Source organism: Paracoccus sp. NBH48 (assembly GCF_015390265.1).
Lineage (GTDB): Bacteria > Pseudomonadota > Alphaproteobacteria > Rhodobacterales > Rhodobacteraceae > Paracoccus > Paracoccus marcusii.
The window spans coordinates 193,338-216,618 of sequence record NZ_VUOJ01000003.1 but is presented as its reverse complement, the minus strand read 5'-3'; the positions used below and the strand labels follow the sequence as shown (position 1 = coordinate 216,618).

Annotated in this window: 22 protein-coding genes and 2 pseudogenes; 4 read left to right on the top strand and 20 right to left on the bottom strand. The window is 69.5% G+C overall.

The window, feature by feature from the left end; all coding sequences use genetic code 11:
* Window positions 1-56 precede the first annotated feature (56 nt).
* From dhaL to F1642_RS06840, 5 genes are all read right to left on the bottom strand, one after another.
* A complete protein-coding gene (gene dhaL, locus F1642_RS06860) occupies window positions 57-1,823 on the bottom strand; it encodes a dihydroxyacetone kinase subunit DhaL (protein WP_206692693.1) in 1,767 nt (588 codons plus the stop codon).
* The gene (locus F1642_RS06855) at window positions 1,820-2,575 is read right to left on the bottom strand and encodes a GolD/DthD family dehydrogenase (RefSeq protein ID WP_194885849.1); all 756 of its coding nucleotides are present in this window, start codon (window positions 2,573-2,575) and stop codon (window positions 1,820-1,822) included. The genes dhaL and F1642_RS06855 overlap by 4 nt, the downstream gene beginning before the upstream one ends.
* Before the next feature lie 62 nt (window positions 2,576-2,637).
* Window positions 2,638-3,618: a substrate-binding domain-containing protein gene (locus F1642_RS06850; RefSeq protein ID WP_205963219.1), complete on the bottom strand. Its 981-nt coding sequence runs from the start codon at window positions 3,616-3,618 to the stop codon at window positions 2,638-2,640.
* A gap of 58 nt (window positions 3,619-3,676) precedes the next feature.
* Window positions 3,677-4,684 carry an ABC transporter permease gene (locus tag F1642_RS06845; protein WP_232303354.1) on the bottom strand — a complete coding sequence of 336 codons (1,008 nt, stop codon included), beginning with the start codon at window positions 4,682-4,684 and terminating at the stop codon, window positions 3,677-3,679.
* A gap of 50 nt (window positions 4,685-4,734) precedes the next feature.
* The gene (locus F1642_RS06840) at window positions 4,735-6,216 is read right to left on the bottom strand and encodes a sugar ABC transporter ATP-binding protein (protein WP_194885848.1); all 1,482 of its coding nucleotides are present in this window, start codon (window positions 6,214-6,216) and stop codon (window positions 4,735-4,737) included.
* A gap of 201 nt (window positions 6,217-6,417) precedes the next feature.
* On the opposite strand from F1642_RS06840, the gene F1642_RS06835 reads away from it, so the two are divergent.
* Window positions 6,418-6,921 (top strand): cell wall hydrolase, encoded by a 504-nt coding sequence (locus F1642_RS06835; protein ID WP_139598400.1) that lies wholly within the window; start codon window positions 6,418-6,420, stop codon window positions 6,919-6,921.
* Window positions 6,922-6,928: 7 nt separating this feature from the next.
* Here F1642_RS06835 and F1642_RS06830 read toward each other — a convergent pair whose 3' ends face one another.
* The 4 genes from F1642_RS06830 to F1642_RS06815 all read right to left on the bottom strand — a co-directional run bounded on the left by F1642_RS06830 (window position 6,929) and on the right by F1642_RS06815 (window position 11,178).
* Window positions 6,929-7,858, bottom strand: coding sequence for a bile acid:sodium symporter family protein (locus F1642_RS06830; protein WP_194885847.1), 930 nt, complete (start codon window positions 7,856-7,858; stop codon window positions 6,929-6,931).
* Between the two features lie 265 nt (window positions 7,859-8,123).
* Entirely contained in the window at window positions 8,124-9,149 is a 1,026-nt protein-coding gene (locus F1642_RS06825) for an HlyD family secretion protein (protein WP_046001049.1), read from the bottom strand.
* On the bottom strand, window positions 9,146-10,753 hold the full coding sequence (locus F1642_RS06820) for an MFS transporter (protein WP_127898986.1): 1,608 nt from the start codon (window positions 10,751-10,753) through the stop codon (window positions 9,146-9,148). The genes F1642_RS06825 and F1642_RS06820 overlap by 4 nt, the downstream gene beginning before the upstream one ends.
* Entirely contained in the window at window positions 10,750-11,178 is a 429-nt protein-coding gene (locus tag F1642_RS06815) for a MarR family winged helix-turn-helix transcriptional regulator (RefSeq protein WP_194885846.1), read from the bottom strand. Before F1642_RS06815 ends, F1642_RS06820 begins: the two co-directional genes overlap by 4 nt.
* 221 nt (window positions 11,179-11,399) lie before the next feature.
* Here F1642_RS06815 and F1642_RS16420 point away from each other — a divergent pair.
* Window positions 11,400-12,904: pseudogene (locus tag F1642_RS16420) on the top strand (ABC transporter substrate-binding protein).
* 33 nt (window positions 12,905-12,937) lie between these two features.
* On the opposite strand, the gene F1642_RS06805 reads toward F1642_RS16420, so the two are convergent.
* The gene (locus F1642_RS06805) at window positions 12,938-14,074 is read right to left on the bottom strand and encodes an alpha-D-ribose 1-methylphosphonate 5-triphosphate diphosphatase (protein WP_046001046.1); all 1,137 of its coding nucleotides are present in this window, start codon (window positions 14,072-14,074) and stop codon (window positions 12,938-12,940) included.
* Between the two features lie 95 nt (window positions 14,075-14,169).
* Here F1642_RS06805 and F1642_RS06800 point away from each other — a divergent pair, with 95 nt between their 5' ends.
* The gene (locus F1642_RS06800) at window positions 14,170-14,835 is read left to right on the top strand and encodes a DUF1045 domain-containing protein (protein ID WP_194885845.1); all 666 of its coding nucleotides are present in this window, start codon (window positions 14,170-14,172) and stop codon (window positions 14,833-14,835) included.
* Here F1642_RS06800 and phnN read toward each other — a convergent pair.
* The 8 genes and pseudogenes from phnN to phnG all read right to left on the bottom strand — a co-directional run bounded on the left by phnN (window position 14,811) and on the right by phnG (window position 20,277).
* The gene (gene phnN / locus F1642_RS06795; RefSeq protein ID WP_139598404.1) at window positions 14,811-15,338 is read right to left on the bottom strand and encodes a phosphonate metabolism protein/1,5-bisphosphokinase (PRPP-forming) PhnN; all 528 of its coding nucleotides are present in this window, start codon (window positions 15,336-15,338) and stop codon (window positions 14,811-14,813) included. The genes F1642_RS06800 and phnN overlap by 25 nt on opposite strands.
* Window positions 15,335-16,017, bottom strand: a pseudogene (gene phnL, locus F1642_RS06790) (phosphonate C-P lyase system protein PhnL). The gene phnN and the pseudogene phnL overlap by 4 nt, the downstream one beginning before the upstream one ends.
* 2 nt (window positions 16,018-16,019) lie before the next feature.
* Window positions 16,020-16,778, bottom strand: coding sequence for a phosphonate C-P lyase system protein PhnK (phnK, locus tag F1642_RS06785; RefSeq protein WP_194885844.1), 759 nt, complete (start codon window positions 16,776-16,778; stop codon window positions 16,020-16,022).
* A complete protein-coding gene (locus F1642_RS06780) occupies window positions 16,775-17,635 on the bottom strand; it encodes an alpha-D-ribose 1-methylphosphonate 5-phosphate C-P-lyase PhnJ (RefSeq protein ID WP_194885843.1) in 861 nt (286 codons plus the stop codon). The genes phnK and F1642_RS06780 overlap by 4 nt, the downstream gene beginning before the upstream one ends.
* Window positions 17,632-18,231 carry an HAD family phosphatase gene (locus F1642_RS06775; RefSeq protein WP_194885842.1) on the bottom strand — a complete coding sequence of 200 codons (600 nt, stop codon included), beginning with the start codon at window positions 18,229-18,231 and terminating at the stop codon, window positions 17,632-17,634. The genes F1642_RS06780 and F1642_RS06775 overlap by 4 nt, the downstream gene beginning before the upstream one ends.
* On the bottom strand, window positions 18,228-19,295 hold the full coding sequence (locus tag F1642_RS06770; protein ID WP_046001040.1) for a carbon-phosphorus lyase complex subunit PhnI: 1,068 nt from the start codon (window positions 19,293-19,295) through the stop codon (window positions 18,228-18,230). The genes F1642_RS06775 and F1642_RS06770 overlap by 4 nt, the downstream gene beginning before the upstream one ends.
* Window positions 19,295-19,843, bottom strand: coding sequence for a phosphonate C-P lyase system protein PhnH (gene phnH, locus F1642_RS06765; RefSeq protein WP_194885841.1), 549 nt, complete (start codon window positions 19,841-19,843; stop codon window positions 19,295-19,297). The genes F1642_RS06770 and phnH overlap by 1 nt, the downstream gene beginning before the upstream one ends.
* A complete protein-coding gene (phnG, locus tag F1642_RS06760) occupies window positions 19,840-20,277 on the bottom strand; it encodes a phosphonate C-P lyase system protein PhnG (protein WP_194885840.1) in 438 nt (145 codons plus the stop codon). Before phnG ends, phnH begins: the two co-directional genes overlap by 4 nt.
* 87 nt (window positions 20,278-20,364) lie before the next feature.
* On the opposite strand from phnG, the gene phnF reads away from it, so the two are divergent.
* The gene (gene phnF, locus F1642_RS06755; RefSeq protein WP_127898974.1) at window positions 20,365-21,072 is read left to right on the top strand and encodes a phosphonate metabolism transcriptional regulator PhnF; all 708 of its coding nucleotides are present in this window, start codon (window positions 20,365-20,367) and stop codon (window positions 21,070-21,072) included.
* On the opposite strand, the gene phnE (F1642_RS06750) is transcribed toward phnF, so the two are convergent.
* Together phnE (F1642_RS06750) and phnE (F1642_RS06745) are read right to left on the bottom strand one after the other, a co-directional pair.
* Window positions 21,069-22,382, bottom strand: coding sequence for a phosphonate ABC transporter, permease protein PhnE (gene phnE / locus F1642_RS06750; protein WP_194885839.1), 1,314 nt, complete (start codon window positions 22,380-22,382; stop codon window positions 21,069-21,071). The two genes, phnF and phnE (F1642_RS06750), sit on opposite strands and share 4 nt — an antisense overlap.
* Complete coding sequence (gene phnE / locus F1642_RS06745) at window positions 22,379-23,224, bottom strand: phosphonate ABC transporter, permease protein PhnE (RefSeq protein WP_194885838.1); 846 nt, start codon at window positions 23,222-23,224, stop codon at window positions 22,379-22,381. The genes phnE (F1642_RS06750) and phnE (F1642_RS06745) overlap by 4 nt, the downstream gene beginning before the upstream one ends.
* Window positions 23,225-23,281: the final 57 nt, after the last annotated feature.

Genomic DNA, 23,281 nt, shown 5'->3' with positions numbered 1-23,281 from the left:
TCGGACCTCATTGGCACGGCCCGCCGCAGGGTTGCAAGCGGTCCCGGAACGGCACGTCACGGCTGCGACAGGCGGCGTTCCACGCTGTCGGCCAGCGTCGTCAGGATCAGGCAGCAGGACGTCGCCCCGGCATCGGGCACCCCCCGCGACCGTTCGCCCAACCGCGCCGCGCGGCCCAGCTTGGCGACCATGTCGACAGTGCTGTCGCGCCCCTGCTGCGCCGCCCGCGCCATCGCCCGCAAGGCCGCGGCGAACCCGTCGGGTCGTGCCGCGTCGAAGGCCGCGATGGCCGGGTCCAGGCAGTCGATCAGGGTCTTGTCGCCGACCTTGGCGGCGCCGGTGGCGGTGACGGCGGACAGCCCCGCCTGAAGCATGGTCAGGAACCCGTCCGCGTCGATGGCGGCGCGGTCGCGGATGGTGCGGCCCATGTCGCGGAACATGAACCCGTAAAGCGGCCCCATCGATCCGCCGATCTCGGACATCAGCACGTCCGACAGCACCAGGAAGGCCCCGTCCAGCGGCTGGCCCGACAGGCGTTCGGCCGCGCGGCCAAAGCCCTTGGCCATGTTGATCCCGTGATCGCCGTCTCCGATCAGGCCGTCCACCTCGGACAGGTGCGCCTTGTTGGCGACGATCACCGCGGCCAGTTCGGCCACGATGTCGCCCGATTGCGCGACGGACAGGCGGGGATGGCCCGCGGCCTCGGGCGCGCGGGGGGCGGTGTCGGCGGCCGCGGCGGCGGCGCGGTGGCGCGGACCGCCCGACAAAGCGCCCACCGGTGCCGGCCGTGTGCCCGCGACGGTCAGGCCGGGCGCCGCGCAATCCATGTCCAGCAGGGGCTTCAGGTCATCGTCCAGCGCCATGACCGTCAGCGTGGCCCCCACCATCTCCAGCGAGGTGAAATAGTTTCCGACAAAGGCCCGGTGCACCCGCAGGCCCGCGCGTTCCAGCCCGACCTCGATCCGGTCGTACAGCACATAGAGTTCGTTCACGGGCGTCGCGCCCAAGCCCGAGACCAGCACCGCGACCTCGGTTCCGTCGGGCAGGGCGTGATCGTCCAGCACGATCCGGACCATGTCGTCGGCGACCTGGTCGGCGGTCTTCAGCGCCTCGACCCGCGTGCCGGGTTCGCCGTGATGGCCGATACCGACCTCCATCGTGCCGGGCGCAATCTGGAAGTTCGGATGACCCACCGCGGGCAGGGTGCAGGGGCCAAGGCCCACGCCCACCGACCGGCAGGCGTCGATCGCCTGCTGGGCCGCGGCCCGAACCTCGGCCAGGGTGCCGCCAAGCGCGGCCTTGGCGCCGCCGATCTTCCACATGAAGATCTCTCCGGCCACGCCGCGGCGCTTGGCGCGTTCGGATGCGGGGGCGGAACAGACGTCGTCGTTGGCCACCACGGTGGCGACCTCGATCCCGTCCTCGGCCACCATGCCCGCGGCCATGTGCACGTTCATGTTGTCGCCCGCATAGTTGCCGTAGAGGACCGCGACCCCGGCACCGCCATCGGCGGCCCGGATGGCATCGGCAAAGCTTTTCGCGGTGGGCGACGAGAACAGCTCTCCGACGGCCACGGCATCGACCAGGTTACGGCCCGCATAGCCGATGAAGGCCGGTTCATGCCCCGACCCGCCGCCGGTCACGATGCCGACCTTGCCGTTCTGGGGCGCAAAGCGCGACAGGACCACGCGCGGGTTGGCCGGGTCCTTGCGCACCAGGTCGCGATGCGCCTTGATGAAGCCCGCCACCGTCTCGTCGACGATGTCGTCGGGGTCGTTGACGAAACGCTGCATCGCCTTGGTCGCCATGTCGTCCCCCATCATCGCACCGTGTATCCGCCGTCGACCAGCAGGTCGGCGCCGTTGATCATCGCCGCCGCGTCCGATGCCAGGAACACCGCCGCCGCGGCGATCTCGTGGGGTTCGGCAAAGCGGCCGGCGGGGATCAGCGCCTTCATCGCCTCGCCCTTGGGGCCCTCCCAGGCCTTGCGGCCCAGATCGGTCATCACCACGGTCGGAGAGATGGAATTGACGGTGATCCCATGCCCGCCCCATTCCAGCGCCAGCGTCTTGGTCACGCCGACGATGCCGAACTTTGACGCGCAATAGGCGACATGCCCCTCGATCGCGACCGAGCCTGCCTGGCTGGCCAGGTTGATGATGCGCCCGCCCTTGGCCCGCGCGATCATCCCGCGCCCCACGGCCTGCGCCATCAGGAAGCTGCCGGTCAGGTTGACCGCGATGGTTCGCGTCCAGGCGCCGTCGCTCAGATCCTCGGCCGGGGCCAGGTCCACGATGCCCGCTGAATTGACCAGGATGTCGATGCCGCCAAAGGCCTGCGTCACCGCATCGACGGCCGCACCGATGCTGGCCGCGTCGGTCACGTCGCAGGCAAAGGCCTGGGCGTCGGGCAGGGCGGCCGCGGCATCCGTCGCGGCCGCCAGGTTCATGTCCAGCAGCGCGACGCGCGCGCCCTGGGCGGCAAAGGCCTGCGCGATGGCGGCACCGATGCCCGATCCGGCACCCGTCACCACGGCGGTCTGGCCGCCCAGGCTGAAATCAAGTGAAGCGGCCATCCGCAGTCCTTTCGTGGGTCAGGTGGCCCCTCCGGCAGGCGTGCCGCCGAAGGGGGTGGTCGTTACTGGCGCGTGGCCAGCAGGGCGTCGACGTTCTCGGCCGTCACAGGTGTCCAGGGCACGTTGTATTCCTTGTCCGCGCCGTTGTTCCACGGCATGTCGGGATACTGTTCCCAGATCGCCGACATGGGCTCATAGTCGGGCTTTACCGCCTTGATCGCCACGTCGATCGAGCCCAGGGCCTGGGCCTCGCCGTCCTGCAGGATCGAATCCATCTGGCCCGCCTTGACCGCGTTCAGCGCGTCGGTCACCCCGTCCACGCCCGCGATCGCGAAATCGGCCACGTCCATGCCGGCGGCCTTGATCGCCTCGATGGCACCCAGGGCCATCTCGTCGTTCTGGCCGATCACGCCCTTGATGTCGTTGCCATGCGCGGTCAGCCAGTTCTCCATCAGGGCCTGCGCCTCGGCGCGCGACCAGTTGCCGGTCTGGCGTTCCAGGATCTTGACGTCGGGGCATTCGGCCAGGGCCTTCTCGTTGCCCTCGCCGCGCTGGATTTCGCCGGATTGGCCGATCGGGCCCTCGATGATGACCACCGCACCCTGGCAGCCCATCTTGTCCAGGACGGCCTTGGCCTCCAGATAGCCGGCCTCGACGTCGTTCGATCCGACATAGGCGGTCAGCAGGTCGCTGTTGACCCGCGCGTTCGATCCGACGACGGGGATGCCCGCATCGACGGCCAGCTGGACGGCGGTAGCGCCGGCCTCGACGTCCATCGGCGCAAAGACGATCGCATCGAAGCCTTGGGTGATCATCGTCTCGAACTGGTCCTGCTGGACCAGCGCGTCATAGCGGCCGTCAAAGATGGTCAGCTCGACCATGCCGGATTCGACCGCCGGGTGCTTTTCGCCCGCCGCCGACCACAGCTGCATGAACTCGGCATTCAGGCCATAGGCGGCCATGCCGATCTTGATCGGGTCGTCCTGCGCCTGCGCCGCGCCCAGGCCCAGGCCAAGCGCCAATGCGCTGGCCGTCATCATCATCTTCGTCGTCATCTGGTTTCCTCCCTCGGTGACACCATGTCCCGGCACGCGCCGGATCTCAGTCTTCGGTCTTGCGGGACCGGTCCAGCATGACGGCGGCCACGATCAGCGCCCCCTTGATCACCTGCTGGTAATAGGATTCGACCCCAAGCAGATCGAGGCCGTTGTTCATCACCCCAATCAGCAGCGCGCCGATGACGGTGCCGGTGACCCGGCCCACGCCGCCCGCCAGGCTGGTGCCGCCGATCACGACCGCCGCGATGGCGTCCAGCTCATAGGCGACACCCGCCTGGGGCAGGGCCGAGCCGGTCCGCGCAGCCAGGATCATCCCCGCGATGCCCGCCAGCGCGCCCGATATGGCATAGACCGAAAACCGGATGGCGCGGACGGGCAGGCCCGACACCTTGGCCGCATGGGGGTTGCCGCCTACCGCATAGACGTGGCGGCCAAAGCGGGTCCGGGTCAGCACGAAATGCGACAGCGCGAAGACCAGGCCGAACAGGATGATCGGCACCGGGATGCCCGCGATGTCGCCCGTCCCGATCCAGCGATAGCCGTCGGTCAGCGCCGGGACCGGCCGCCCGCCCGAATAGATCAGCGTCAGCCCGCGCGCCGCCGACAGCATGCCAAGCGTCGCGACGAAGGCCGGGACCGCAAAGCGCGCGACCGCGATCCCCGACAGCGCGCCCATCGCGGTGCCGGTGATCAGGCCCACCGCGATGGGGATCAGCGGCATGTAGGGCGCGCCGGGAATGAACCCCGCCGCCGAGGTCGTGGCGAAGCTGGCCGAGACCACGCCCACCAGCGCGACCACCGATCCGACCGACAGGTCGATGCCGCGCGTCAGGATGACGAAGGTCATCCCGATCGCCAGGATCCCGTTGATCGAGGTCTGGCGCAGCACGTTGATGATGTTGCGCGAGGTCAGGAAATTCTCGCTGACGATCGACAGCACGATGCACAGCAGCGCCAGCGCGATCAGGATGCCGTATCGCTGCGCGTCACGTCCGATCCGCGCCGGGATCATGCGGCGCGGCTGCGCTGCGGTCTTGATCTGGTCTTCCACCCTGTCTCTCTCCCGTTCATGCATCCGTCGACGGCGTCCGTCCCGGCGCGTCAGACCGCCAGATGCAGCAGTTTCTCGGCCGACATCGCGGCGCGATCCAACTCGCCCGCCACGCGCCCGTCCCGCATGACGACCGCGCGGTCGGCCATGCCCAGCACCTCGTCCGTCTCGGACGAGACCATGACGACCGCCCCGCCCGCGCGGGCGAAATCGGACATCACGCGATAGATCTCGCGCTTCGCGCCCACGTCGACGCCGCGCGTGGGTTCGTCCAGCAGCAGGATGCGCGGCTCGGTCAGGAACCACTTGCCCAGCACGACCTTCTGCTGGTTGCCGCCCGACAGATGCGCGACGTTCAGCCGGTCCGACGCGGTGCGGATGTTCAGCGTGTCGATCATCCGGGTGGCGGCGCGGCCCTCGGCACGGGCGTTCATCACCGGGCCCGCGGACATGCGGTCCAGCGTGGCCAGGCACAGGTTTTCGCGCACGTCGCCCGTCAGGACCAGGCCGGACCGCTTGCGGTCCTCGGTCACATAGGCCAGCCCGGCCTCGATCGCCTCGCGCGGGGTGGTGATGCGGGCGGGGCGCCCGTCGATGGTCACTGTGCCGGCCGTCTCGGCCGACAGGCCGAACAGGCGGTCGAAGATCTCGGTCCGGCCAGACCCCATCAGGCCGTACAGCGCCAGGATCTCGCCCTCGCGCAGATCGAAGCTGACGTCCCGGACGCCGCGATCGGCGGCAAGCCCCGCGACCGACAGCAGGCGGCGCGCCTGCGGGGTGTTCTCCTTGACGAACTCCTCGGTCAGGGGGCGGCCCACGACCAGCTGGATCAGGTGGTCCTTGTCGATGTCGGCCAGGCTGCCCGTTTCGACGAAGCTGCCGTCGCGGAACACGGTATAGCTGTCGCAGACGCCGAAGATCTCGGACAGGCGGTGGCTGACATAGATCACCCCCTTGCCGCGCGCCTTCAGCGTGTCGATGGCGGCGAACAGCTGGTCGGCCTCGGCCTCGCCCAGGGCAGAAGTCGGCTCGTCCATGATGATGACCTCGGCGTCATAGCTCAGCGCCTTGGCGATCTCGACCAGCTGGGTCTGGGCCACGGTCAGGTCCATCATCAGGCTGTCCGCGCGGATGCCGAACTGGAACCCGTCCAGCAGCGACTGGGCGCGGCTGTTCATCTCGCGGAACGCGATGCGTCCGAACATCCCCACCGGTTCGCGGCCCAGATAGATGTTCTCGGCCACGGTCATGGCCGGGACGGGGCTCAGCTCCTGCTCGATGATCGAGATGCCGTGCGCCAGGGCCTGGGACGGGTTGTCGAACACCACCGGCTGGCCGTTGCGCAGCAGGGTGCCCGCATCGCGGTGATGGATGCCCATCAGGATCTTGAGGAAGGTCGACTTGCCTGCGCCGTTGCCGCCGCACAGCGCATGCACCGATCCCGGCTCCAGCCGGAACTGGCCCAGCTTCAGCGCGGGAACGCCATCGAAGGATTTGCGAAAGCCCGAGGCCTCCAACAGCGGCGTGGTCATGTCGTCCCCCCATGCCGGACGCCCACCAAGCGTGCCGATACATATGTCAGTCTCCCTCTGACATTTGCACGCTAATCGGCGCGGGTGACTTCTGTCAACAGGGATGTGACATAGTTCAGATGTGATCTGGCAGTTGTCCGCGCGGCCCGCCTGCTGCTAAGCGTTGCGAAAACCAACAAGGCTGCAAGGGCAGGGACAGGCATGGGTTTTTCAAAGGGGATGCTGCGCGGCGCCGCGTTGCTGGCGGTGCTGTCGTCGTTGGCCGCCTGCGGCGGTTTCAAGCGCCAGAGCGAGCTGGAATGCATGGAACGCGCCATGTATTTCGAATCGAACCGGTCGAGCCGGGACGGGATGATCGCGGTGGGCAGCGTGGTGATGAACCGCGTCCAGTCAGGCAACTATCCGCGGTCGGTCTGCGGCGTGGTGGGGCAGAAGAACCAGTTCGCGCCCGGCGTCCTGACCAAGCGGATGGACCGGGCGTCGGCCCCGCGCCTGCGCGAGGCGGCCGTGTCCGTGCTGCGCGGCGAACGCCATCCGATGATCCAGAACGCCCAGTTCTTTCACGCGGCCAGCTATCGCGCGTCCTACAACAACATGCATTACGTCGTGACGGCGGGCGGCAACGCGTTCTATGAACGCCGCCGCCCGGAACTGGTGACCCAGCCCCGCGTGCTGCCGCAGATCGAGGGCATCACGGGGCGCTGAGGCGGATCTAGCGGGCCTTCATCCGCGACAGGATGTTGGCCACCAGCGCGCCCGAGATGTTGTGCCACACGCTGAAGATCGCCGCCGGCACCGCCGTCAGCGGCGAGAAATAGGCAGTAGCCAGTGCCGCCGCCAGGCCCGAATTCTGCATGCCGGTCTCGATCGCGATGGCCTTGCGCGCGGCCAGGTCCAGCCCGGCCAGCCGCGCCGCGATGAACCCGATCAGATAGCCCAGCATGTTGTGCAGCACGACCACGGCAAAGATTATCAGCCCCGACTGGATGATCGCGCCCTTGGATGCGCCGACGACGGCGGCCACGATCAGCACGATGCCCGTTACGCTGACCAAGGGCAGGGCAGGCACAGCCGCGCGCACGAAGGCCGGCAACAGCTTTTGCGCCGCAAAGCCCAGGGCCAGCGGGAGCAGCACGACCTTGACGATGGACTGGAACATCGCCCAGGCATCCACGGGCAGGTATTCGCTGGCCAGCATCAGCATCAGGAAGGGTGTCACGATCGGTGCCATCAGCGTGGTCACGCTGGTGCAGGCGACCGACAGCGCCACGTCGCCCTTGGCCAGATAGGTCATCACGTTCGACGACGTGCCGCCGGGGCAGCAGCCGACCAGGATCACGCCCGCCGCGACCTCGGGGGACATCGGGATGATCATGGTCAGCGCCACCGCCAGCAGCGGCATGATCAGGAACTGCGACGCGACGCCTACGCCGACATTGACCGGGCGGCGCAGCACCTCGGCAAAGTCGCGCCCCGAGATGGTCAGCCCCATCCCGAACATGATGATCCCCAGCAGGGTGACGATCCAGGGTGTCAGCTGACGGAACAGGTCGGGCAGCAGAAAGCCCAGGACCGCGAACAGGACGACCCAGGCCGCAAAGGTATTGCCGACGAACCGCGAAAGTGATGCCAATGATTTCACCGATGCCTCCTCTGGCACAGCTTTCCTGCGCCCTGACGTTTCGGCATGGGCCATAGTGCCGCCCGTGGCGGGCTTCAACCCGTGGTGGCGGAAAAACCGGCCCGGCGCCGTGAGTGGTCGGGTCCGCGCCGCTGCATCATCCCGGCCCGGAGGCACTCCGGTTGCGGCCCGGCCCGGCTGCGCTTGCGCGCCGACTGCGTCCTTGCCGCGCCCCCGGGCCGGCTGCCCCCCTGTGTGGCCCGGTCTGTGCCGGGCCGTCGGCGGGTCAGGACCCGGCGCGAACCACGACAGACATGCCGGGGCGCAGGGCGGCGCGGTCCTGGTCGGGATCGATGGTGATGCGCACCGGCAGGCGCTGGGCGATCTTGGTGAAGTTGCCGGCGCTTGCGGTGCCCGCCATCAGGCTGAATTCCGATGCGGTCGCGGGCGACAGCGATTCGACCTGACCGGTGAACCGGCGGTCCTGCAGCGCGTCCACGGTAAAGCTGACCGGGGAGCCCGGCGCCAAGCCCCGCATCGCGGTTTCGCGGAAGTTGGCGATGACCCACAGGTCGGTGCCGACATGAGGGACCAGTGCGGTGCCGGGGGTCACGTACTGGCCGACATGGACGGCGATCTGGCCCAGGCTGCCGTCGGCGGGGGCATGGATGACGGTGTTGTCGACCTCGATCCGGGCCAGCTGGACGGCGGCCTCGGCGCTGGCGATGTCGGCGCGGCGGGCGTCCAGCGCGACATTGGCCGAACGGATCGCCTCGGTCTGGACGTCCAGGCGGGCGCCGGCCTGGATTCGCGCGGCCTGGGCCTGCTGAAGGGCCAGGCGGACCTGGTCGGACGACGACTGCGACGTCACGCCCCGATCCAGCAGCTGCCCCGCGCGGTCGGCCTGCGACCGGGCATTCTCCAGCGCGCCGTCGGCGGCCTCGACGCCCGCCTGTTCGGCGCGGGCCACGGCCTCGGCCGACACGACGTCCTGTTCGGCGACCTTCAACGCGGCCTGGGCGCCCTGCAGCAGGGCTTCGGCCTGGGCCAGCTTCTGGCGGGGGATGCGGTCGTCGATGCGGGCGATCACGTCGCCCTTCGCGACGGTCTGATAGTCCTCGACCTCGACCGCGGTGACATAGCCCGACAGCTGCGGGGCGATCATCGTGACCTCGGCGCGCAGATAGGCGTTCTCGGTCTGGGGGGCCGCGGTCGAGAAGGGCGGCAGGCCCCATGCGAACAGCAGCAGCAGCGTGCCCGCCAGGCCCAGGATCAGGGCAATGGCGGTCGGGACAAGGTTCTCTTTCTTCATGGCGTGGTTCCGGTGTTCTGGACGGCGGCCCGGCGGGCCATCACGTCGCGCAAAAGGTGAAGCAGCAGCACGGCCGCCGCCAGCAGGGCGGCCAGCGCGGTCAGCGCATAGGCATCGGCATAGGCGCTGACCCAGGCCTGGGCCGCGACCTGCTGGCCCAGATCGGTCGCCGCCTGCGCGCGGCGCGCGGCGGCATCGGGGATCTGGGCGGCCAGCATTGCGGCCCGGCCCGCCAGGGTCGCGACTGTGGCCGGATCGGTGGCGGTCAGCTGGACGGACAGGTCCTGCAGGTGCAGCGCCTCGCGCCGGGTGGTGAAGGTGTTGAACAGGCCCGACCCCAGCACGCCGCCCAGGCTTTGGGTCGAGATGAAGACGATGACGAAGGAGAGGATGTATTGCGGCCCCTTGGCCAGGGCCGACAGCAGGCCCGCCATCATCGCGGGCGGCATGAACAGCATCGCGGCAAAGCCGATCAGCGCCTGGCTGACCACCATCTGCGCGGGCCGGGTCAGCACGCCGGCGCCGCTGTCCAGCCAGGCGCCAGCGGCGATCAGCAGCAGGGCGGCCAGGTGGAACTGGGGCACGCGGGTGGGCCGCATCCAGGCGATGCAGGCCAGCGCGCCCATCAGGCTGGCCAGGGCGATCACGGCGAACAGGACGGTCATCTGCTGGGGCGCGACACCCAGCACCTGGAACATGCGCGGCGCGCCCGCCGACTGTTCCGACAGGATCAGCCGGAACAGGAACAGCGTGCCGGTCAGGTGCAGGATGGCCGGGCTGGCCAGCCAGCGGATGTCCAGCAGGGGGGCGGTGCGGTTCAGCTCCACGACCACCGCCAGGGTCAGCGACAGCGCCGCGCCGGCCAGCAGCCAGCCGATCCACGCGACATCCGTCCAGTTGTAGATGGGCCCCATGACAAAGGCCACGATCAGCCCGCCGAAACCTGCGCCGATCAGCACGAAGCTGGCAAAGTCCAGCGGCTCGATCACCTTCTGGCGAGGGATGGGGCGCAGGGGCAGGCAAAAGACCAGCATCAGCGACACCAGCGCCATGCCCAGGCCCGTCACGTGGACCGCCGTCATGCCCCCGTCGCCGATCAGGTACGGCCCCACGACCCGGGCCAGCGTCGGTCCGGTCATCAGCACCGTCATCGCCAGAGGCAGGCCCAAGGTCATCTTGGCCTGCGGGGACAGGGGTTCCAGCATGTAGAGGAAGGCCAGCGTCGACAGGGGCGCCGCGGCGGCACCCGCCAGGAACTGCAGCACCAGCGCCGAGCGGAAATCGACCGCCCACAGCGACGCCAGCGCCACCAGCGCATAGAGGATGATCCCCAGTTCCGCGAACCGCCGCAGCCCGTACTGGGTGCGGATCTTGATCAGCAGCACCGGCAGCGCCGCGCGCGGGATCATGTAGACCGCCAGCAGCCAGGCCGCGCTGGTCGTGGTGATGCCCAGATCGCCCGCAAGCTGGGGTAGGCTGGTGGACACGAAGCCCTGCTGCAGGCCCTGCGACAGGCCGATCACGGTGGCGGCCAGCATATAGGCCACGGCCTGCAATCCGGGCAGCGGCGGATGCGGCGGCGGGGGTGCGGCAGGGGCGCTCATGTCCGGTCCATCCGTTCGATGTTGCGGGCGATCCGGTCCAGCACCTGGGCCGCGCGGTCGAGGTCCTGCGGATCGATTCCCTCTAGCACTTCGCCGCGCAGGCGGTGCGTGAATTCGACGATGGCGCTGTCGCGACCGCGTTCGGTCACGGCCAGCCCGTTCTTGCGGCCGTCGCCGTCCAGAGGACGCCGTTCGACGAAACCGCCGGCGACCAGGGCGTCGATCTGGCGTTTCAGGGTCGGCGCCTCGATCGCCAGTTCGGCGGCCAGTTCGGTCTGGGTGATGCCGTCATGATGCGCTAGCGTCGTCAGCGCGCGCGCCCGCGACAGGGTCAGGCCCACGTCCCGCGCCCTGCGGTCATAGCTGCGCCGCAGGGTCCGCATGACCCGCAGCAGGGTGTCAAGGATCGGGCTTTCGCGGGGCATGACGCGTCCTTTCGGCTGGTTCGTTAGCTAGCTAAGGATATCGTTGGCCTGCATCAATGCTCTGACCGAAAGAAATTTGCAGGATGTGCAATTTCGAGGCGCAGACGCATCACGGTTGCCAGCCGCAGATTGTGAACCTTAGTATGCACTAATGATCCGGTCCCATTTCGGGCTGGCCGCACTGGGCGTCTCCAAGCGCCGGAACCGATCGAGAGACATTGATGAAGCTGACCACCTTTCTGGCCACGGCCCTGGGCACCGCCGCTATCGGCGGCATGGCCGCCGCCGCCGACCTGCGCATCGGCCTGAACGAGGACCCGGATTCGCTGGATCCCGCACAGTCGCGGACCTTCGTGTCCTCGCTGGTCTATGAATCGCTGTGCGACCGGTTGCTGAACACCAATGCCGACATGGAGATCATCCCCGAACTGGCCACCGACTGGGCCTGGTCCGATGACGGCAGGACCCTGACCCTGACGCTGCGCGAGGGGGTGACGCATCACGACGGCACGCCTTTTGACGCGCAATCCGCCCGCCGCGTGCTGGAGCGGAACATGACGATGCAGGAAAGCCGCCGCAAGGCGGAGCTAGGATCGATCGACCGGGTCGAGGCGACGGGCGATCATGAACTGACCATCACGCTGACTGCACCCGACGTGACGCTGCTGGCGCAGCTGGCCCATCACGCGGGGCGAATGTATTCGCCCGATGCCGCCGATGCGGCCGGCGCCGCCTTTGGCCGGGCCCCGGTCTGTTCGGGCCCCTATGCCTTTGTCGACCGGGTCGAGGGCGACCGGATCGTGCTGGAACGCTTTGCCGATCACTGGGACGCGGACCAGTTCCATTACGACCGGGTGATCTATCTGCCGATCCCGGACACGACGGTGCGGCTGGCCAACGTGCGGTCTGGCGATCTGGACATCATCGAACGCACCGCCCCCGCCGACGTGCCGGGCGTGCGGCCCGACGAGCGCCTGCAGCTGTTCGAGGTGCCGAACATCGGCTATCAGGGCATCACCATCAACGTCGGCAACGGACCCCGCGCGGAGGCGCCGCTGGGCGCCGATGCCCGCGTCCGCCAGGCGCTGTCGCTGTCCATCGACCGCCAGGCGCTGAACCAGGTCGTGTTCGAGGGGGAATACGTGGTCGGCAATCAATGGGCCGCGCCAGGCACCCCTATTACGACGACCGCGATCCGATCCCCGCGCGCGACCCCGATGCTGCCCGCGCCCTGCTGGCCGAGGCGGGTGTCCAGACCCCCATCCGCGTCGAGATGCAGATCGGAAACAACCCCATCGCCCAGCAGGTCGGCCAGGTGGTCCAAGCCATGGCGGCCGAGACGGGGTTCGACATCTCTCTGCGCGCGACGGAGTTCGCGACGCTGCTGTCCGAGAACGTCGCCGGCAATTTCGACATGTCGCTGCAGGGCTGGTCAGGCCGGATCGACCCGGATGCCAACATCCACCCCTTTGTCGGGTCAGACGGGGCCAACAACGACCAGCACTACCGCAATGCGGAGATCGATGCCCTGCTGGCACAGGCCCGGTCTGAACCCGACACCGCGGCCCGCAAGGCGCTGTACGACCAGACGCGCGACATCCTGAAACAGGATCTGCCGCTGATCTATCTTTACCATATCAAGTACTTCTACACGATGCGCCAGGGGATCGAGGGGTTCGAACCCTATGCCGACGGCATCATCCGGCTGCGCGGCGTGTCGGGCTGATCGCGGCCGCGCGCCCCCGGCGGGGCGCGCGGCTCAGGCGGCGGTCCGTGTCCACAGGCCCCGCACGGCCGCGGCGCCGCCGATCTGTGCCACGCGGATGACGTCGGCCCGCGCGCCCGGTGCCAGCCTGCCGCGATCGTGCAGCCCCACGGCCTGGGCAGGCGCCTGCGTCACGGTCGCGATGCCGCGCGCCAGATCGCCCCACAGATCGCCCAGCATCATCGCCCCCGACAGCAGCGACGACGGCACGTAATCCGACGACAGGATGTCCAGCAGGTCGGCCCGCGCCAGGTCGCTGGCCGCGACATTGCCGCTGTGCGATCCGCCGCGGATCAGGTTGGGCGCGCCCATCATCACGCGGATGTCGTGGTCGCGGCAGGCCTGTGCGGCATCCGCCGTGGTGGGGAATTCCGCGAAATGACAGCCATGCGCCGCGCTGACCGCGACCTGAGGGGCGGTGGTGTCGTCGTGGCTGGCCAGCACCGCGCCATAGCGGCGCGCCTCGGCCACGGCGGTCGCCTCGTGCAGCTCGCCCACGCGGGCGCGCAGGGCCTGCTGGTCGGCGACATGGTCCAGGAACTGGGCATCCGACAGGCCCTTCTTGCCGCAGACATAGTCGCGCAGCTTGCCGATGTCGCGGAACTGGCGTTCGCCGGGTGTGTGGTCCATCAGGCTGACGATGCCGATGCGGTCCCGGGGGCCGAACTTGGCCATCTCCTCGGGCAGGGTCTGGGAACAGATCTCGGCGCGCAGGTGCAGGAAATGGCTGATCCGCAGCGCCCCCTGGGCGCGCAGGCCCAGGATCTCGTCGGCCAGGGCGCGGGCATATTCGCCGTAGCCCGCATTGTTCGACGTCACGACCGACCCCACGCGCAGCGCGTCAAAGACGGTGGTGATGCCCACGCTGGCCAGTTCGGCGTCATGGGCGATGATCGCATGGGCATGGGGCCAGTCGACGCCGGGGCGCGGCTCGATATGGCGTTCCAGGTTGTCGGTGTGCAATTCGATCAGGCCCGGCATCAGCAGGTCGCCCTGACAATCCAGCGCGCCCGCGGGCAGGGCGCGGCCCTGGCCGATCTCGGCGATCAGCCCGTCGCGCAGGACCAGGTGGCCGTGGATCACCTCGGTCGGCAGGACAAGGCGGGCGTTGGCAAGGATGATGTCGGTCATGCGGTCGGGTTCCGTCTTGAAGGATCATGTCGAAGGGCGTCATCTGGCAGACGGCTGTCACAGCCGTGTGACACAACGGGCTTAGGGTGCCGCGCATGCAGGATTTCACACGATATGCCGTCTACTACGCGCCGCAACCCGGCATCTTCGCGGACCGTGCGGCCTCGTGGCTGGGCTGGGACCTGGCGGGCGGCCATGCGGTCGATGATCCGTCCCTGCCGGCGCGCCCGGTGGGCCAGCCGCGCCGATACGGGTTCCACGGCACCATCCGCGCGCCCTTCCGCCCCGTCGTCCCCGAAGCGGACCTGATCGCGGCCGTCGACGCGCTGGCCAGCAACCGTCCGGCGGTGACCTGCAGGACGCTGGCGCTGCGCGATCTGGGCGGGTTCCTTGCGCTGATGCCCACCGGGGGCCAGTCCGACCTGATCGCGCTGGCCGATGCGGTGGTGCGCGCCACCGATCCGCTGCGCGCGCCGCTGACGGCCGAAGAGGTCGCGCGGCGGCGCCCCGACAGCCTGACCCCGCGCCAGCGCGCCCTGCTGGACCGGTGGGGCTATCCCTTCGTGATGGAGGAGTTTCGGTTTCACCTGACCCTGACCGACCGGCTGTCCGCCGCGGAACGGCCCGGGGTGCAGGCCGCGGCGCAGGCCTGGCTGGGCCCTGTTCTGCCGCGGCCTTTCGTGATCGCCGACCTGTGCCTGGTGGCCCAGGATGCGCAGGGCCGGTTCCACCTGCGTCATCGCGCGCCCCTGTCGGGCTGAAGCGCGGCCAGAAGGCGCGCGGTCCCCTGCGCAAGGCAGGCATCGTTGCACACGGTCAGGTGGGCGATGCCCGGCGGCATGGCGAAGGCGGCGCGGCGCAGGCGTGCGGCGATGTCGGCCGACCCCTCGCGGCCGCGGTCGGCCAGGCGGCGCGCCAGCACCTCCGCCGGGGCGGTGATCAGGATCACCCGCAGGTCCGGCAGCCGGGCCAGCGCCTGCGGCAGGGCCGCGCGGCTGCCGTTGAAGATCACCGACGGCCCCGTCAGCTGATCGTGCGGGATACCGTAGCACAGGCCATGCGCCCGCCAGTCCAGCGCGAAATGCCCGCCGTCGCGCAGGGCCGCGAAGCGTGCCGGGGTGACGCCGTCGAAATCCTCTCCTCCGGCGTCGGAGGGGCGGGTGATCACCCGCCGCGCCAGGCGCAGATCGGGCCGCGCGGCGCAGGCCGCGGCGATCAGCGTGTCCTTGCCCGCGCCGGATGGTCCGACGACCGCCGCGATCATGCCGCGCGTCCCGGCGTGAACCCGGTCACGTCCACCAACCGGTCGCAGACCGCGTCGCGCGCCTCGGCGTCGTGAAAGATGCCCAGGATCGCGGCGCCGCGGGCCTTGGCCTCGGCGATCAGGGACAGGACGACCTGTCGGTTCGCGGCGTCCAGGCTGGCCGTGGGTTCGTCCAGCAGCAGCACGGGATAGGGATGGACGAAGCCACGGGCGATGTTGATGCGCTGCTGTTCGCCGCCGGAAAACGTGGTGGGCGACAGGCCCCACAGCCGGCGCGGGATGTTCAGCCGCCATAGCAGGCCCTCGGCTGCGCGCGCGCCGTCGCGGCGGGCACCCCAAGCGCGCGCAGCGGTTCGGCCACCACGTCCACCGCAGGCACCCGCGGCAGCACGCGCAGGAACTGGCTGACATGGCCCAAGGTGCCCCGCCGCAGCGCGGTGACCGTGCGGGGCGCGGCGCCCACCAGTTCCGTGCCGGCGATGCGGATGCTGCCGCCGCCCGGCAGATAGTTGCCCTGGATCATCCGCATCAGCGTGGATTTGCCCGCCCCGGACTGGCCTACCAGCCCCACGCATTCGCCGGGATCGACGTGCAGCGCGGCCCCGGCCATGACCGGGATGACGGTGCCGCCCTGATTGTGCAGGGTGAAGGACTTGGAAAGGTTTTCGACCTGGATCATCGTCACACCTGCAGGACGGAGGAGACAAGAAGCTGGGTATAGCCGTGCTGCGGATCGTCCAGCACCTGGTCGGTCAGTCCCTGTTCGACCACGCGGCCCGATTTCATCACCATCAGCCGGTCGGCCAGCAGGCGCACCACCGCCAGGTCATGCGTGACGATGACGACCGACAAGCCCATGTCGCGCACCAGCCCGCGCAGCAGGTCCAGAAGCCGTGCCTGCACGCTGACATCCAGCCCGCCCGTGGGTTCGTCCATGAACACCAGCCGCGGCCCGGTCACCAGGTTGCGCGCGATCTGCAGCCGCTGCTGCATGCCACCGGAAAAGGCCTGCGGGCGGTCGTCGACGCGGTCCTGGGCGATCTCGACCCGGTCCAGCCAGTCGATGGCGGCGGCGCGGATGTCGCCGTAATGGCGCTGGCCCACGGCCATCAGCCGTTCGCCCACATTGGCCCCGGCGCTGACGCCCATGCGCAGCCCGTCGCGGGCATGCTGGTGGACATAGGCCCATTCGGTGCGCGCCAGCCGGCGGCGTTCGGTTTCGGCCATCGCCAGCACGTCGCGCCCGTCATAGGTGACGGTGCCCGCATCGGGGCGCTGATGCCCGGCAAGGCAGGACAGCAGCGTCGATTTGCCCGACCCACTTTCCCCGACGATGCCCAGGACCTCTCCGGGCCACAGATCAAAGCCGACGCCGGTGCAGCCGATCCGCGCGCCATAGCGGCGTTCCAGGTCCCGGACGGACAGGATGGGGGCGCTCATGCGGCCTTCGCGGCCAGGCGGCCCCTGTGCCCGGCGGCGACCCGCGCGGTGCAGAAATCGGTGTCGGAACAGACGAACATCCTCCCGCCCGCGTCATCGGTCACCACCTCGTCCAGATAGCTGGCGTCAGCGCCGCACAGGTCGCAGGCGTGATCGGCCTTCGAGGGGCTGAACGGGTGGTCGTCGAAATCCAGGCTGACGACATGGGTATGCGGGGGCAGGGCATAGATGCGCTGTTCGCGCCCCGCCCCGAACAGCTGGATCGCCGGACTGTCCGACAGTTTCGGGTTGTCGAATTTCGGAATGGGCGACGGGTCCATGACATACCGCCCCTCGACCTTGACCGGATAGGCATAGGAGGTCGCGATGCGGCCGTGCCGGGCGATGTCCTCGTACAGCTTGACGTGCATCAGGCCGTATTCCTCCAGCTCGTGCATCTTGCGGGTCTCGGTCTCGCGCGGTTCCAGAAAGCGCAGCGGTTCGGGGATGGGCACCTGATAGACCAGGATCTGGCCCTGGGTCAGGGGCGTCTCGGGGATGCGGTGGCGGGTCTGGATCAGCGTCGCGTCGGCGGTGGCGGTGGTGATGGCGACCCCCGCCGTGCGCTGAAAGAACGTGCGGATGCTGACCGCGTTGGTGGTGTCGTCGGCGCCTTGGTCGATGACCTTCAGGCGGTCGTCGGGGGTCAGGCAGGCGGCGGTCAGCTGCACCCCTCCGGTGCCCCAGCCATAGGGCATGGGCATCTCGCGGCTGGCGAAGGGCACTTGGTATCCGGGGATCGCCAGTGCCTTGAGGATGGCGCGGCGGATCATCCGCTTGGTCTGTTCGTCCAGATAGGCGAAGTTGTAACCGCTCATAGCAGCCCCCGTCGGATCAGGTCGTCCTCCAGCACGGCGGGATCGGTGAAATGATGCGCGGCCATGCCTGCGTCGCGCGCGCCGGCGACGTTGCGGGGGCTGTCGTCGATGAACAGGCACTGGTCGGGCGCCACGCCCGCCCGGTCGCACAGCGTGGCGAAGATCCGCGGGTCGGGCTTCAACACGCCCTCGATCCCCGACACGATGGTGACGCCAAAGGCTGTGGCCAGCCGCGGGTGGGTGGCAAGGCCGATAGGCCAGGTTTGCGCGGACCAGTTGGTGATCGCGTGGACCGCGTGGCCCCGCGCCCGCAGGCGGTCCAGAAGCGCCCATGTCCCCTCGATCGGCTCGCGGATCGAGGCCGCGTGTCCGGCCCGATAAGCCAGAAAGGCCGCACGGTCGCGGGGATCGGCGATCGCCTCGGCCAGATCGTCGAAGCACGCGCCCCCGTCCGCGCGCTGGTTCAGCGTGGCGAAATCCACGCGATCCAGGAACGCCAGGACCGACGCGCGGTCGCCCAGCAGGGGCAGGAAGGCGGCCACCGGGTCCCACCGGACCAGCACGTTGCCGATGTCGAAGACGATTGCCTTGATCATTGCGCATCCTTTGCGTTGTCGTCCCGCAGCCGGCGCACCAGCTCCAGTTCGGCCTGGAAATCGACGTAATGGGGCAGCTTGATGTGCTCCAGGAACCCCGTCGCCTGGATGTTGTCGCAATGCGACAGCACGAATTCCTGGTCCTGCGCGGGGGCGCCGGTGAAATCCTCGCCCAGCTCCTGCCAGCGCAGGGCGCGGTCGACCAGGCTGACGGCGATGGCCTTGCGTTCCGACTGTCCCATGACCAGGCCGTATCCACGCGTGAATTGCGCGGGTTCGGTGCGCGAGCCCTTGAACTGGTTCACGGTCTCGCATTCGGTCAGCGCGATCTCTCCGATGTCGATGGTCAGGTCCAGCTCGGGGATGTGCATCTGCACGGGCACGCGGCCGATGCGCAATTCGCCGACAAAGGCATGGGTGCGCCCGTAGCCACGCTGGGTGGAATAGGCCAGGCCCAGCACGAACCCCTCGTCCGCGCGGGCCAGCGCCTGCAGGCGCAGCGGGCGGTTCGCGGGCAGTTCCAGCGGCTCGCGGGTCAGGTCGGGGGCGGGGGTGTCGTCGCGGGGGCTGGGTTCGATCAGCCCGTCGCGGTCCAGGATCGCCATGACGTGGGGCATGGCGCCGGCGTCGGGCGCGGCCAGCGGCGCGGGGTCCACCGCCGCCTGATCGGCAAAGTCCAGCAGGCGGTGCGTGTAATCGAAGGTCGGCCCCAGCACCTGACCGCCCGGCACATCCTTGAACGTGGCCGAGACGCGCCGGTCCACCGCCATCGCGCCCGTGTCCACCGGCACGGACGCACCGAACCGCGGCAGCGTGGTGCGATAGGCGCGGATCAGGAACACCGCCTCGATCAGGTCGCCCCGTGCCTGGCGGATCGCCAGCGCGGCCAGGTCGGGGTCATAGAGCGAGCCCTCGGCCATGACGCGGTTCACGGCCAGGGCCATCTGCGCCTTGATCTGGTCGACCGACATCAGCGGCAGGTCGGGGTCGCCGCGGCGCTCCTCGGCCAGCCAGGCATGGGCGTTCTCGATGGCGCGTTCGCCACCCTTGACGGCGACATACATCAGGCGGCCTCCACGCGGGTGCTGCGCGGCAGGCAGGCCAGCCGGTCGCCGCAGGTCAGGATGAAGTCGAGCCCCATCGGGAACAGGGCGCGGTTGGCGCGGAACGGCGCGGTCGCGGGCAGGGACAGCGTTGCGCGGTCGCGGATGCCCGGCCCGCGCAGGACGGGACCGTCCGCGTCCAGCCGGTCCAGCTCGACGATCAGCGTGGCCGAACGGTCGGGATAATCGGGCAGGCCCACCGCAAAGCGGTCCAGCGGCAGCAGGTCGGGCCAGCGCCCCACCGCCAACGCGGCCGACGGTGCATCCGCCATCGGGCAGCCCGCGTGAAACCGCAGCCACGGGGCCAGGCCGGGCAGCGCGCCCGCCAGATGCATCGGTGTCGTCGGATCGGCCAGCAACAGCAGCACCGTCGCGGCGGCGGGGCCGACCCCGGGGGCATGGGCCTGATCCAGGCGGTGGATCGTGCCGGGCCGGGCCATGGCGTCCATCAGCACGCGGAACCCCTGGGCCGATTGGCGGGAGGGATCGGTGAATCCGTGGCCGGTCATGCGTCCTCTCCGCGTTGCAGGGTGAAGAACTCGACCCGGGTGGCGGCGGCCTTGGCGGCGCGGGTGTCGCGGGCGGCCTGCGCATCGTCGCGCAGCGCGGCGATCAGGGGGGCGTGGGTGGCGGGGTCGGTCTGCATCAGCGCGTCCATCGCCGCGGCCCGCCGCGCATGGGCGTGCGACCGCCCTTGCACATGGCCGTGGCCCTGCGTGCCGCAGGGCAGGCGCAGGGCGCAGCGGGTCACGGTCATCTCTCCGACGTTGAAGGGCGCGCCGGTGGCGCCGACGCGGCCCTGGACCATCACGGTGCCGGTTTCGGGCGCGCGCAGCAGGGCGTGATCGGGCAGGTCGGGCAGCAGCTGCGCCAGCCGGTCGGGCGCGCTGCGGGCCAGGATCGACAGCCAGTCGTGGCGATGGGGAAGGGGGGAAGCTGACATCTTGCCGGGGTGTCCCGTTATCTATACAACTAGACAAGTGATAGCGCGCCCGCGCCATGTTCTCAACCGGAACCGTGTGAATTTTTGATGACGGACAAGACCCCCCTGTGGCAGGCCATCGCCGACACCCTGCGGGCCGAGATCACCTCGGGCCACTATCCCCCCGGCGACCGCCTGCCGTCCGAGGCGGCGCTGGCCACCCGTTTCGGGGTCAACCGCCACACGGTGCGCCACGCGCTGGCGCAGCTGGCCGACGCGGGGCTGGTCCATGCGCGGCGCGGGGCCGGGGTCTTCGTGACCGCGCGTCCGACCGACTATGCCCTGGGCCGCCGGGTGCGGTTTTCGCAGAACCTGGCGGCGGCGGGGCGCACGGGGTCGCACCGCTTCACCCGGCTGGAAACCCGCCCCTGCGACGCGGTCGAGGCGCAGATGCTGGACCTGTCCCCCGGCGATCCGGTCCACGTGGTCGAGGGGCTGTCGCTGGCCGACGGCCAGCCGCTGGCGCTGTTCCGGTCGGTGCTGCCGGGATGGCTGGCGGGGTTCTGCGACCAGGCCCGCGACCATCAGTCGATCACCGCGGCGCTGGCCGCCTGCGGGGTGGCCGACTATACGCGGGCCAGCACCCGCATCACGGCCAAGCTGGCCAATGCCACGCAGGCGGTGGCCCTGCAGATCCCGCAAGGCGCGCCGGTGCTCCGCTCGGTGGCGGTGAACCTGGATGACCGGGGCCGGCCCGTGGAATACGGCCGGACGTGGTTCGCGGGCGACCGGGTGTCGCTGGTGCTGGCGGATTAGGACCCGCGGATCAGGCGGCGGCGCAGCCAGCCCGACAGGCCGTCCATCGCGATGACCAGCACCACGATCAACAGGATGTAATAGGCGACCTTTTCCCAATCCTGCGTGGTCTGGATCGCCTGCGTCAGCATCAGTCCGATGCCGCCCCCGGTGATCGCGCCGATGATCGTCGCGCTGCGGGTGTTGCTTTCCAGAAAGTACAGCATCTGCGACAGCAGGACCGGCATCACCTGGGGGATGACGCCGAAGCGGTAGCGCTGCAGTGCGCCCGCGCCGGTCGAGCGGATGCCCTCGATCGGCTTGGCGTCCACGTTCTCCAGCGCCTCGGAGAACAGCTTGCCGAAGCTGCCGGTATCGGTCAGCAGGATCGCCAGCGCCCCGGTCAGCGGACCCGGACCGAAGGCCCGCGACAGGATGATCGTGAAGATCAGCGCATCCACGCCGCGCACGAAATCGAACACGCGCCGCACCGCAAAGCGCAGCATGCGTGACGGGGCAAAGTTCTGCGCCGCCAGGAAGGCCAGCGGCAGCGCCACGAAGGCCGCGCCGAAGGTGCCCAGAAACGCCATCAGGATCGTCTCGAACAGGGCCCAGGCCACGGCTCCGTGCTGCCAGATGTCGTTCGTCCAGAACTCCGACAGGGCCAGCGACAGATTGGGCCGTGCCGGATCGATCCGGTCGCCCCACAGGACCGCGGCCGCGACCTGTCCCGCGGACAGGCCTGCCAGCGGGCTGGACAGGTCGAAGAAGAACATCTCCCACCCCCAGAAATAGCGCAGGGTTTCCGTGCGGGCGCGGGTGGCGGTGACGCGGCCCTGATCGGTGGTGATGGTTACGCGGGCGGGGCTGGCGTTGATGAACGCGGGCACCTGCCCGTCGGGCGTGTCCAGCGTCACGCCGTCGCCCACGGTCAGCGTGACGGGGCCGTAATCGGGAATGTCATAGGTGGTGCGCGGCCCGTCATAGGTGACGACATGGCCCGCGCCCAGGTCGATCACCGTCCGCGACCCCTCTGCCGCGACCCAGTCCGGCAGACGGTCGGGGGCAAAGGTGGCGCGGGCGCTGCCCTCGACGCTGACGGACAGGGCGTCGCGGCGGTTGTCGCGGGTCACGTGGATCTTGTGGCTGACCGTGTCGGCCATCAGCACGGCCGCGTTGTCCAGCCGCGCCCGCTGCGCCAGCCCCGCCAGATCGAAGCTGATCGCGGCATAGACCAGATAGGCCAGGATCAGCGCCGGCACCGCCAGCGCCATGCGCCGCCTGCGGTCCATGATACGGATGGTGCGGTCCTGCAGGGTCATCGTGGTCATACCGTGGCCCCATGCGTGAGACGGTTGCGGGCCAGGCCCGAGATCTGGTCCACCACCACGATGGTGGCGAACAGCAGCAGGAAGATCGCCGCCGCCTGATCGAACTTGCCCTGACCGAAGGTCATCGCGTTGCGCAGCTCGTATCCGATGCCGCCCGCGCCGACGAAGCCCAGGATGGCCGATGCGCGGATGTTCACCTCCAGCCGCAGCAGGCCATAGGACAGATAGTTCGGCGCGACCTGCGGGAACACGCCCAGCCAGATGCGCTGCGACCAGGTGGCGCCGACGGATGCCAGACCCTCGACCGGTTTCAGGTCGACGTTCTCGTTCACTTCGGAGAACAGCTTGCCCATCGCGCCCGCGGTGTGGATCGCGATGGCGATGACGGCGGGGACCGGGCCGCCGCCCAGGATGAAGATCAGCACCAGCGCGATGACGATTTCCGGGATGGCGCGGCAGACGTCCGACACCCGCCGCGCCACCGGCACCAGGCGCGGCCACCGGGCCAGGCCACGCGTGGCCGCCAGCGACAGGGCGGTGCCCGCGATGCAACCCAGAAGCGTGGCGACCAGCGCGATGTTCAGCGTTTCGACCAGGGCGGGCAGGGCGCGGATCATGTGGCCGGGCAGGTTGGCCGATTTCTGCACCGCCTCGGACACGAGGGCTGCGGGGAAATCGCCCACCTGGTGCAGTCCCTGCCAGAACCCGCCGGCGTTGCGGGCGTCGGCCACGCGGAACCCCGACACCATCATCGCCACGAAGATGACGACCAGCAGCCCGCCATAGAGGCGTCGCCGCCGCGTCAGCGCCAGATAGTCGTGCTGGATTTCGGCCAGTGCCATGCTGCCTCCTGGATATGCGAAGGCCGGGCCCTGTGCGGGGCCCGGCACGGACGGGGT